This is a genomic window from Frankia nepalensis (assembly GCF_016786325.1).
Lineage (GTDB): Bacteria > Actinomycetota > Actinomycetes > Frankiales > Frankiaceae > Pseudofrankia > Pseudofrankia nepalensis.
In genome coordinates this window covers 1-9,537 of sequence record NZ_JADWYU010000058.1, presented here as the reverse complement: position 1 = coordinate 9,537, position 9,537 = coordinate 1, and the positions used below count along the sequence as shown (strand labels likewise).

The following is a 9,537-nucleotide window of genomic DNA, read 5'->3' as shown; positions in this document are numbered from 1 at the left end:
CCAACGGCGCCAGCCGGCCCCCCGCCAGGAGGCCCTGCAGGATGCCCGCGGGGATGTGGGGGGGCCGCCGCGGGCGCACCCGGGCGACCGCCGGCCGCCGGCCGGCAGCGCCCTTGACGGCGCTGACCTTCTCGCCCGTGTTCTCATACAGCCGGCTGGTGAGGTCGGACGCCTTCCGCCGGGCGGGCGCGGTGGCATCGGCGGCCTTGTGGATGGCCGGCGCCGCCACCTTCGCGGTCTTCTGCCGCACCGGCGCGGTGACCTCCGCGGCCTTGTGAACGGCCGGCGCGGTGGCCGCGGTGGCCTTGTCCACCACCATCGACGCGGTCGACTTCGTCATCGGTGTCGTGCCTCCCTGATCGTGTGCAGATCGTCCTTGACGCCCTCGATCGCCCCGACCGGCAACGGCGGAGCCACCTCGCGCACTTCCTTCTTCCCGACCATCGCCAGCACACCGGCGACGGCCACCAGCACCAGGCCGACGATCAACGCGGCGAGCCACGCGGCGACCACGGTCGCGAGACCGAGAACCGCGCACGCGACGAGCACGCCAACCCCCAGGCCGCCGACCAGGCCGGCACCGCCGACCAGCCCGCCGCCCAGCGCGGCCTTCTTGGCCTTCCGACTCATCTCGGCGCGTGCGAGCGCCAACTCGTCCCGGACGAGCCGGCTCACCTGCTCGGACAACCGCGTGACCAGTTCCCCGGTCGTCGCGTCACCACTCGGCGCGCCGCTCCCAATACCGAATGACACCACCTTCGACGCCCCTTGCTCCCTGTGACCACTTCTGGTCTCTTGGCTTTGCCCTGGGCTGGTCCGAATACACCGACGGCGAATACCACAGGTGCGGCGTTCGCCTTCGGTGGCCCGCCACGTCCCCGTGCTCGTCGCCTGGAGCCGGTTTCGGCGTGTCGCGCGCGGCCGGTTTTCGGCGTGTCGCGCGCCGCGTCCTCCGCCACGTTTCATCGCCCGCCCCAGCCTCGCGGCCGCTATCGCCTACCCGGCGCCATAGGTCCGCCGCGCCACGCCCGCGAGCAGGGCACATCGAGTGACAGATCATGTGCATTACCCGGATCCGCGCCGGCTGTACACACCCCGACATGTCCCGGTCGAGCCGCGGCCGGTTTGAAGCACGCCGGCGCTGCGCAAGCCGTTTGCATGACGACAACGCCGGAGACAGAGACCCCGCAGGGCCGCCTGGTGGGGCGTTTCACTCTCCCGGCGGCCCCGCATTCACCTCGGCAGGCCCGACGGCGGCTCACCCCGCTCCTGCACCACGTCGGCATCGAGGAGCACGTCGTCGACGTCGCCGTCCTGCTGGCGAGCGAGCTCGTCACCAACGCCGTCCTGCACGGCCGAGGCGACCCGACCGTCGAGATCCGAGCCTCCGATCGTCAGGTCTGGGTCGGTGTCCAGGACCCGGACAGTCGCATCCCGCGCGCGCAGCACGCGGACAGCGGAGCACTCGGCGGGCGAGGCCTCCATCTCGTCGACACGCTCGCGCACTCCTGGGGCACGGCTCCGATAGCCGGCGACGGCAAGACCGTCTGGTTCACCCTGCCGCGACAGTCCGCCTGATCCGGCCCGCGGGCGCGGCCGCCGGGTCGCCACGTCACCGGCGGCTGCTCACGGCGCGCCCGCCATCTGCCACCACAGATCAGGCCTGACCGTCACGACTGCCGCGGGGCTCGACGAAACGTCACCAGCGCGTCAGCGGCGTCGCGCGGGGGCAGGCGGCAGATCCGGCTCAGGGCCGGTGCGGCTGGGCGGTGTCGAGGAAGAACGTGTCGATCCGCTGGACCGCGGCGCCGAACTCGTCGAGGTCCACCGGCTTGCGCACATAGGCGTTGGCGTAGTTCTGGTAGGCACCCGCGATGTCGCCGGGAGCCTCCGAGGTCGTGAGCACCACCACCGGGATCGCCCGCAGCTGTGGATCGGCCTTTACCTGCGCGAGGAACTCCCGCCCGTTCATTCGCGGCATGTTCAGGTCGAGCACGATCAGATCAGGATGATCGCTGGCGCTGGACTGGTGTAGCTGGTCGAGAGCGTCCACCCCGTCAGAGGCCCGGCGGACCTCGCGCGCGACCCCTCGTTCCTCCAGCGCCTCCTCGATCAGAAGCGCATCCGCCGCGTCGTCCTCGACGAGCAGCACCCGGTACGGCCGTGACGCGATCACGCTGGCTCCGAAAGCTACGAGAACAGGCACCGAAAGCAAAGTCACCGAAAGCAAAGTCCAGGAAGATTCCTGGACGACTTCCACCCTACCGGCCCGCGCCCGGTGTCCCGCGTTCAGGCGACGTCCGGGTGTGGCCCGCGCGGACCGCGGTCGCCAGGCGCCGAGCCCTCGAGCGGCCCTGGCACCGACGACCAGGCCCAGGCATGGCGACGGGCGGCTGGCGCGCCCTGAAGGGTGCGCCAGCCGCCCGGGTCGAAGGACACAACCGCGAGCGGCGGCCGTCAACGCGGCCCGCTCACCCACCGGCCCGTGTCACTCCTGGGCCGGCGGGGATGCGTCAGCGCAGGACACGACGCCGGCTCGCGGCCCGGTAGATCAGCAGGGCGGCGATCGCGCCGATGATGGACCCGATGATGCCGGACGGCTGGAGCGCGCCCTCGCTCAGGTCCTTACCGAAGACGAGGTATCCCAGGAATCCGCCGATGAACGAGCCGACGAGCCCAAGGACAAGGGTCGCCCCAATGCCCATGGGGTCGCGACCGGGCACGAGGAAACGCGCGACGGCACCGGCGACGAGACCGAGCACGATCCACGCAATAATGGTCCAGACCACGGGGCCCTCCATGTGGGCGAAGTATTTTCAGCGATCATTCTTCGTGACATCTGGATCTCTACCACCGACCGCGCGGCTAAAACCAAACAGTTTGCTTCCCGCATCGTCGGGGCCGGTCAGCGGCGTCTCGAGGGCATGGAAATTCCGAGCCGCGGAGGGGCCGGGCGACCGCCATGGGCCGATCTGCCGCCGTCAGAGGCGGCTCGACGCGACCGTGTCCGGCGAGGACGGCGAGGGCGGCGAGGGCGGCCCAGCCGGGCGACTGCCCGTGGACGAGTAGGTGACACGCCGGATCAGTGCCTCGAACGGCCCGCGACGGCCCGCTCGTCGCATCCAGCTGGCCAGCAGCACGGTGACCAGCCATGTCATGACGGCGAGGACCGCCGTCGTGGTGACGGTCAGGGTGTCGGAGAGGTCGAGCAGGAACGGGGTGAAGACGGCCGCCCAGACCACCGACTGCGCCAGGTAGCAGGTCATCGACCGCTGGCCGACGGCGGCGATCGCGTCGACCACCGGGCGTGGGCGCGCCTGGACTCGGGCGGCGATCAGTGACAGCAGCGCGGCGTAGCCGAACCCGCCCAGGGTCCCCGTCGCGTCGTGCAGGGGTCCCAGCACCTCGAGCGTCGGCTGGTCCGGGGGTGTCACCACGCCGGCGAGCATCAGCGAGATCGGCTGGGCGCCGAGCACCGCGGCGCCGATCCCGACCGACGCCGTGACGCGCAGGAGCGCGCGGTGCGACTCCGGCTGTTCCAGGATGCGTCGCCGCCCCGCCCACAGCCCGACCGCGAACGGCGTTATGAAGCCGATCGGTCCGAAAAGGGAAACGAAAGCCGACGTCTTGGCCCGCTCAACGACCATGGTGGCGACGTCCGGCGGGAGCATCGAGGCGCCCGGCGGGTCACTGCTGATAGTCAACGAGCCGTCGCTCGGCAGTGAGATGAGCGCGAAGAACAGAAGGGCGGTCAGCAACAGCCAGCGATCCTTCCAGCGCACGAGCCACGCGCCGAGGAGCAGCAGCACGCCGTACGCCGCCAGGATGTCGCCGGCGAACAGCAGCACCGCGTGCAGGAAGCCCACGACGACCAGCACCGCGGCGCGCCGCCACAGCAGCCGGCGCACGCGGCGCGGCCCCAGTTCCTCATGTCGGCGCACGATCTGCGCGACGCCGTAGCCGAACAGCAGCCCGAACATCGGAAACGCCCGGCCGTCGACGAACGTCGAGATCAGCCAGATCGCGGCCGCGTCGACGCCCGAGCCGTCCCGCGGATAGCCGCCGAGCACGGACGAGCCGCGCAGGAAGTAGTGCGAGTTGGCCAGGGCGATGAACAGCAACATGAAGCCGCGTGCCAGGTCAGGGCCCAGGGCGCGTGCCTCGAGTGTCATCGGCCGGGGCGGTGTCAAAGTCACGTGATCAGTCAAGGACCCGCGCCCCGACCGGCGCAGCGGTCGAAGGTTCGGAGTCGTCCGACTTTGGTGGACACGGATCCGGCATCCGGCGGAACCGCGGCGACCGATCGTCCATCCGATCGGCCACCGCGAACCGATCCGTCAGCCCGCGGCCGGGCCGCGCATCCCCGCGCGCCGCCACACCGCGGCGCAGTCGGCCAGCCACGGTCGCGTCCGGCCCGGACGGGACGTCGTCGATGCGCCGCCGTCGACCAGGCCGGCCAGGTTCTCGGCGCGCTCTGGGCACCGGTGGTGAGGTAACGGGTCGAGTCTCCTTGGAACGGGAGGACGCCGGGCGGCCAGGCCATCGGGGAGCAGTCGCCGCGCCCGCCCCCGCGCCGGGGCCTCCTCCCGTAGCCTTCCTCTGGTCGACCGACAGACCGTCGGCTCCGCTGACTCGCCGGGGGCGTGGGGACTGATGAGCGCGACCTGCACACACCTCGACACCATCCAGGTGACCGAGCTGCCCACGCCCGTGCGCGGCTGCGAGGAATGCCTGGCCATCGGAGGGCGCTGGGTGCACCTGCGGATGTGCGAGTCGTGTGGTCGCGTCGGCTGTTGCGACAGCTCTCCGAACCGGCACGCCTCCGCGCACGCCCGCACCGCCCAGCACCCCATCGCCCGGTCCGCCGAGCCCGGGGAACAGTGGAGCTGGTGCTACGTCGACAACGTCGCCTTCGTGCTCGACCAGGGATGACCCGCCGCCCACTCCGGGTCGACGCGCCAACCCCGCGCCTCCTCAGCGGACGTTCGCCCCGCCGGCCGCACCCGTAGAACCAAGATCAGTCAGAAGTGGCACACGGCCCAGAGGAAGCCCGTAACCCACTGACAATTTGCACCAGGGCAAGCCGGCCTTGGTGGCGGCGCCGCGGGATCACGCGTCGGACGGTGGTGCGACTGGGGTGTCCTCACCTACGCGAGTAGCGCGTCGCGGCAACGCCTGAGCACGCAAGCCCCTTGCTGTCGAAGGCGGCTTTCCGTGGCGTATCCGCCAAGGCCGCGCTGTCTTGTCGTCGCTTCCGGTGGCGGAGGGATATCCGTCCTGCGTGCGCGCCACCGACCTCATGGCGGCTCGACCGCCGGATGGCGTACACATCTGATGATCACCGGCTGGTAGGGAGTCCGCCGACCTCCTTGATCGCTAGATGTGTACCCACCTTTCATATGGGACAGATCGCTTACTAACGGTACCCCCGATTCACCCTCTTTGCACGACTAACCCCAACAGCTACGACGCCGTCCAAACCGTTCAGGCAAGTTGAGGAGGTGTCGTAGGTCAAGATGCTCCTTGACCTGCGCTTGCAACATGCTTGCTCTAGCTAACGCCCTGGATCGGGGGTGCGTGTCCCGCTCGGCCCCATGTACTGCGGGATCGGTGGTCCATGTCAGGGGAGATCTTGTTCGTGTGGCTGGTCGTCACCGGGTGGGCTCGCTGGACGTTGCTGCGGCATCTGGCCGTGGTCGGGCGTTCGGGGCGGCGTTTGCCGTGGTCAGGGTTTGTAGGCAATCAGTTCGTATCCGCTGACGTTTCAGGGTTTCGGTCAGGTCGGGGCTGGCCAGGATGCTCGGCGGGTAGTGCAGGTGGGCCGGAATGTAGGCCATGCGGCCTTGCGGGGAGCTGGTGAGCCGGGTACGGGCGTGGGCCTGCACGACCGGTGCCAACCCCTGGTTGCACACGTCAAGATCCGGATCCTGGTTCGGCGATACAGTGGCGCGGCATCTCTGGTGCGACAAGGTGCCGCCTGATCATTTGTGGGCGGGCGAGAAGGTGGTGCTGACCGGCGGTTTCGGTGTGGCTGGCCGTGTGGTAGATCTGTGGCGCTGTGTGACATCGGGTCGGTGACGGGGGGCGCTGATGGTGGCGGAGTGGATTGTGCCGTTGGCGGCGTCGGGCAGTGGCGCGTTGGTGGCCGCGGCGGCGACGGATGCGTGGACGACGGCGCGGGAGGGTGCGGAGCGGTTGTTCGGCCGGCTAGGTCGGCGCCGTGGGGAGTTGGCTGGGGAGTGGTTGGACGAGGACGCTGCGGCGGTGGAAGCGGTGTCGGGTGCGGAGCGGGATCGGGTGCGGGCAGGGTTGGTGCCGGTGTGGCAGGTGCGGTTGGCGGACTTGCTCGCGGAGTTCCCGGAGGCGGCTGAGGAGTTGTCGGCGTGGGCGGAGCGGACGCGGGCGGCGTTGCCGGCGGCGGAGCAGTCGTGGGTGCAGACCAACATTGCTGGCCGTGACGTGTACGCGATCGGGCAGGGCACGCAGAACTTCTACGGGGACCGCCCGGACGACTGATCACCAGTACGGCCGGGGGATGTGACCATGTCGGATGGTCAGCTCAACATCGCGAGCCGTGATCTTTACGCGGCCGGTGTTCAGAATTTCTACGGCCGGGAGCCGGGTTACGAGCTGGCGCCGTTTCCGTTGGAGGCGCCGTTGCCGCCCGTGGAGGTGGCGCCGAGCCGGTTGTTGTCGGTGCGGTACCGGTTGGTGCCGTTCGCGGGCCGGGTGGCGGAGCGGGCCGAGCTGACGGGCTGGCGGGACGGTCGCGCGGCTCTGGCGGTGCGGCTGCTCTCTGGGCCTGGAGGACAGGGGAAAAGTCGGCTGGCGGCGCGGTTCGCGGTGGAGTCGGCGGCAGCGGGCTGGGCGGTGTGGACGGCCCGGGAAACACCCGCACTGGCCGCAGATCGTGGGCCGTTGCCTGGTGGTGCTGGGCTGCTGGTGGTGGTCGACTATGCCGAGCGGTGGCCGCTACCGGAGCTGCTGGGTCTGCTGGCTGATCGGCGGCTGTCCGCGGGTGTGCCAGTTCGGGTGTTGCTGCTCGCGCGTAGCGGGGCTGGCTGGTGGGAGTCGTTGGCGCACCGGCTTGACGATCAGGACGTCGTCGTGTCGGAGCAGTCGCTGGGTCCTGTCGCGGGGTCGCTGCCGGGCCGCGAAGTCACTTTTACGGCGGCGGCGGGTCGTTTCGGTGAGCTGCTGGGGGTGGACGGGTCGCGGGTTGGGCTGCCGACGGGGCTTGACGACGATGTGTATCGGCTGGTGTTGACGGTGCACATGGCCGCGTTAGCGGGGGTGGACGCGCTGCGTACGGGCAGCAGTGTCCCGGAGGATCCGGGGCGGCTGTCGGAGTATCTGCTGCGCCGGGAGCGTGATCACTGGCGGCGTCTGCATGCCACGGGTGCCCGTCCGGTGGCCACGGTGCCGGAGGTCATGGGGCGGGCAGTGTTCGCCGCGACGCTGACCCGACCGCTGCCTTATGAGGCGGCGATGACGGTGCTCGAACGGGTGGGGCTGGCGTCGGCCCCGGAGGTGGCGGGGCAAATCCTTTCTGATCATGCGGTGTGTTATCCCCCGTCGGATCCCTCGCTGGTGCTGGAACCGCTGTATCCAGACCGGCTAGGCGAAGACTTTCTTGCGCTGACGCTGCCCGGAGCGACCGGCAGGCGCGACGGGGATCCGTGGGCAGACTCGGCGATGTCTCGGCTGATCGTGCCCAAGGCGGGTGAGGCAGTTCCGGTGTGGGCTGATCGGGCGTGGCCGGTTCTGGTGGAGACCGCGAAGCGCTGGCCGCACGTTGGCGGGCGCCTTCTCGCGGTCCTGCGCGAGGATCCCAGTCTGGCGATGGCGGCGGGTGGAGCCGTGTTGACGGCGCTCGCGTCCTGGAACGACATGGATCTTGACGTTCTGGCTTCTGTCGAACGCCATTTCCCGGATCATCGTCGCGCCGACCTGGACGCGGGTGTGGCCGCGGTGACTGCACGCCTGCATACCTACTGGATCGGCCAAACCGGCGACCCCGCGGTGCAGGCACGTCTTTGGGAACGCCTCGCGTGGCGCCTTGGTAACGCCGGTCGGCGGGAGGAGGCGCTGGCCGCGGGAGAGCAGGGTGTGGAGATCCGCCGGCGGTTGGCGGGGGCGAACCCGGCCGCGTTCGAACCCGACCTCGCTGCGGCGCTGACCAACCTCGGTGCCATGTTGTCGGGGCTGGGTCGGCGGGAGGAGGCGTTAGTCACGACCGAGCAGGCGGTGGAGATCTACCGGCGGTTGGCGGGGGCGAACCCGGCCGCGTTCGAACCCGACCTCGCCCGCTCGCTGACCAACCTCGGTGCCCTGCTGTCGGAGCTGGGTCGGCGGAAGGAGGCGCTGGCCGCGACCGCGCAGGCGGTGGAGATCCGTCGGCGGTTGGCGGGGGCGAACCCGGCCGCGTTCGAACCCGACCTCGCAGGGGCGGTCGACAACCTCGGCGTTCGGCTGTCGGGGCTGGGTCGGCGGGAGGAGGCGCTGGCCGCGACCGCGCAGGCGGTGGAGATCCGTCGGCGGTTGGTGGAGGCGAACCCGGCCGCGTTCGAACCCGACCTCGCCCGCTCGCTGAACAACCTCGGCGTTCGGCTGTCGGAGCTGGGTCGGCGGAAGGAAGCGCTGGTCGCGACCGAGCAGGCGGTGGAGATCTACCGGCGGTTGGTGGAGGCGAACCCGGCCGCGTTCGAACCCGACCTCGCAGGGGCGGTCGACAACCTCGGCATCTGGCTGTCGGAGCTGGGTCGGCGGGAGGAGGCGCTGGCCGCGACCGCGCAGGCGGTGGAGATCCGTCGGCGGTTGGTGAGGGCGAACCCGGCCGCGTTCGAACCCAACCTCGCCCGCTCACTGACCAACCTCGGTGCCCTGCTGTCGAGGCTGGGCCGGCGGGAGGAGGCGTTAGTCGCGACCGCGCAGGCGCTGGAGATCTACCGGCGGTTGGTGGAGGCGAACCCGGCCGCGTTCGAACCCGACCTCGCTGCCGCGCTGACCAACCTCGGCATCCTGTTGTCGGGGCTGGGTCAGCCGGAGGCGCTGGTCGCGACCGAGCAGGCGGTGGAGATCTACCGGCGGTTGGTGGAGGCGAACCCGGCCGCGTTCGAACCCAACTTCGCTGCGGCGCTGACCAACCTCGGCATCCTGTTGACGAGGCTGGGTCGGCGGGAGGAGGCGCTGACTGCGGGAGAGCAGGCGGTGGAGATCTACCGGCGGTTGGTGAGGGCGAACCCGGCCGCGTTCGAACCCGACCTTGCCGGGGCGCTCGACAACCTCGGCATCTGGCTGTCGAGGCTGGGTCGGCGGGAGGAGGCGCTGACTGCGGGAGAGCAGGGTGCGGAGATCCGTCGGCGGTTGGTGAGGGCGAACCCGGCCGCGTTCGAACCCGACCTCGCCCGCTCGCTGAACAACCTCGGCATGCGGCTGTCGGGGCTGGGTCGGCGGGACGAGGCGCTGGTCGCGACCGAGCAGGCGGTGGAGATCTACCGGCGGTTGGTGGAGGCGAACCCGGCCGCGTTCGAACCC

General features: G+C 70.4%; 10 protein-coding genes. 4 read left to right on the top strand and 6 right to left on the bottom strand.

The features are described from left to right. Both I6A81_RS02655 and I6A81_RS42915 read right to left on the bottom strand, forming a co-directional pair. The coding region (locus I6A81_RS02655) for a hypothetical protein (RefSeq protein ID WP_203010081.1) at positions 1-340 on the bottom strand (340 nt) is incomplete at its 3' end. Then, positions 337-756 (bottom strand): phage holin family protein, encoded by a 420-nt coding sequence (locus I6A81_RS42915; RefSeq protein ID WP_307874421.1) that lies wholly within the window; start codon positions 754-756, stop codon positions 337-339. The genes I6A81_RS02655 and I6A81_RS42915, both read right to left, overlap by 4 nt. A gap of 402 nt (positions 757-1,158) precedes the next feature. On the opposite strand from I6A81_RS42915, the gene I6A81_RS02645 reads away from it, so the two are divergent. Continuing rightward, complete coding sequence (locus I6A81_RS02645) at positions 1,159-1,578, top strand: ATP-binding protein (protein ID WP_203008288.1); 420 nt, start codon at positions 1,159-1,161, stop codon at positions 1,576-1,578. A gap of 169 nt (positions 1,579-1,747) precedes the next feature. Here the strand turns inward: I6A81_RS02645 and I6A81_RS02640 are convergent, their stop codons facing one another. The 3 genes from I6A81_RS02640 to I6A81_RS02630 all read right to left on the bottom strand — a co-directional run bounded on the left by I6A81_RS02640 (position 1,748) and on the right by I6A81_RS02630 (position 4,172). Further along, positions 1,748-2,176, bottom strand: coding sequence for a response regulator (locus I6A81_RS02640; protein WP_203008289.1), 429 nt, complete (start codon positions 2,174-2,176; stop codon positions 1,748-1,750). 337 nt (positions 2,177-2,513) lie between these two features. Beyond that, a complete protein-coding gene (locus tag I6A81_RS02635; protein ID WP_203003838.1) occupies positions 2,514-2,789 on the bottom strand; it encodes a GlsB/YeaQ/YmgE family stress response membrane protein in 276 nt (91 codons plus the stop codon). A 192-nt stretch (positions 2,790-2,981) separates the two neighbouring features. Next, entirely contained in the window at positions 2,982-4,172 is a 1,191-nt protein-coding gene (locus tag I6A81_RS02630; protein ID WP_203003839.1) for a DUF418 domain-containing protein, read from the bottom strand. A 481-nt stretch (positions 4,173-4,653) separates the two neighbouring features. Here I6A81_RS02630 and I6A81_RS02625 point away from each other — a divergent pair, with 481 nt between their 5' ends. After that, positions 4,654-4,932 (top strand): UBP-type zinc finger domain-containing protein, encoded by a 279-nt coding sequence (locus tag I6A81_RS02625; RefSeq protein ID WP_203003840.1) that lies wholly within the window; start codon positions 4,654-4,656, stop codon positions 4,930-4,932. A gap of 719 nt (positions 4,933-5,651) precedes the next feature. Here I6A81_RS02625 and I6A81_RS42910 read toward each other — a convergent pair. After that, complete coding sequence (locus I6A81_RS42910) at positions 5,652-5,885, bottom strand: hypothetical protein (protein ID WP_307874422.1); 234 nt, start codon at positions 5,883-5,885, stop codon at positions 5,652-5,654. 442 nt (positions 5,886-6,327) lie between these two features. Here I6A81_RS42910 and I6A81_RS02615 point away from each other — a divergent pair, with 442 nt between their 5' ends. Continuing rightward, on the top strand, positions 6,328-6,516 hold the full coding sequence (locus I6A81_RS02615) for a hypothetical protein (RefSeq protein WP_203003842.1): 189 nt from the start codon (positions 6,328-6,330) through the stop codon (positions 6,514-6,516). A 426-nt stretch (positions 6,517-6,942) separates the two neighbouring features. Further along, a partial coding sequence (locus I6A81_RS45400) for a tetratricopeptide repeat protein (RefSeq protein ID WP_203010080.1) occupies positions 6,943-9,537 on the top strand: 2,595 nt, incomplete at its 3' end.

Coding starts and splice junctions, on each gene's coding strand:
- I6A81_RS02625 (WP_203003840.1), top strand. CDS start 4,654: ATGAGCGCGACCTGCACACACCTCGACACCATCCAGGTGACCGAGCTG.
- I6A81_RS02630 (WP_203003839.1), bottom strand. CDS start 4,172: ATGACACTCGAGGCACGCGCCCTGGGCCCTGACCTGGCACGCGGCTTC.
- I6A81_RS02645 (WP_203008288.1), top strand. CDS start 1,159: ATGACGACAACGCCGGAGACAGAGACCCCGCAGGGCCGCCTGGTGGGG.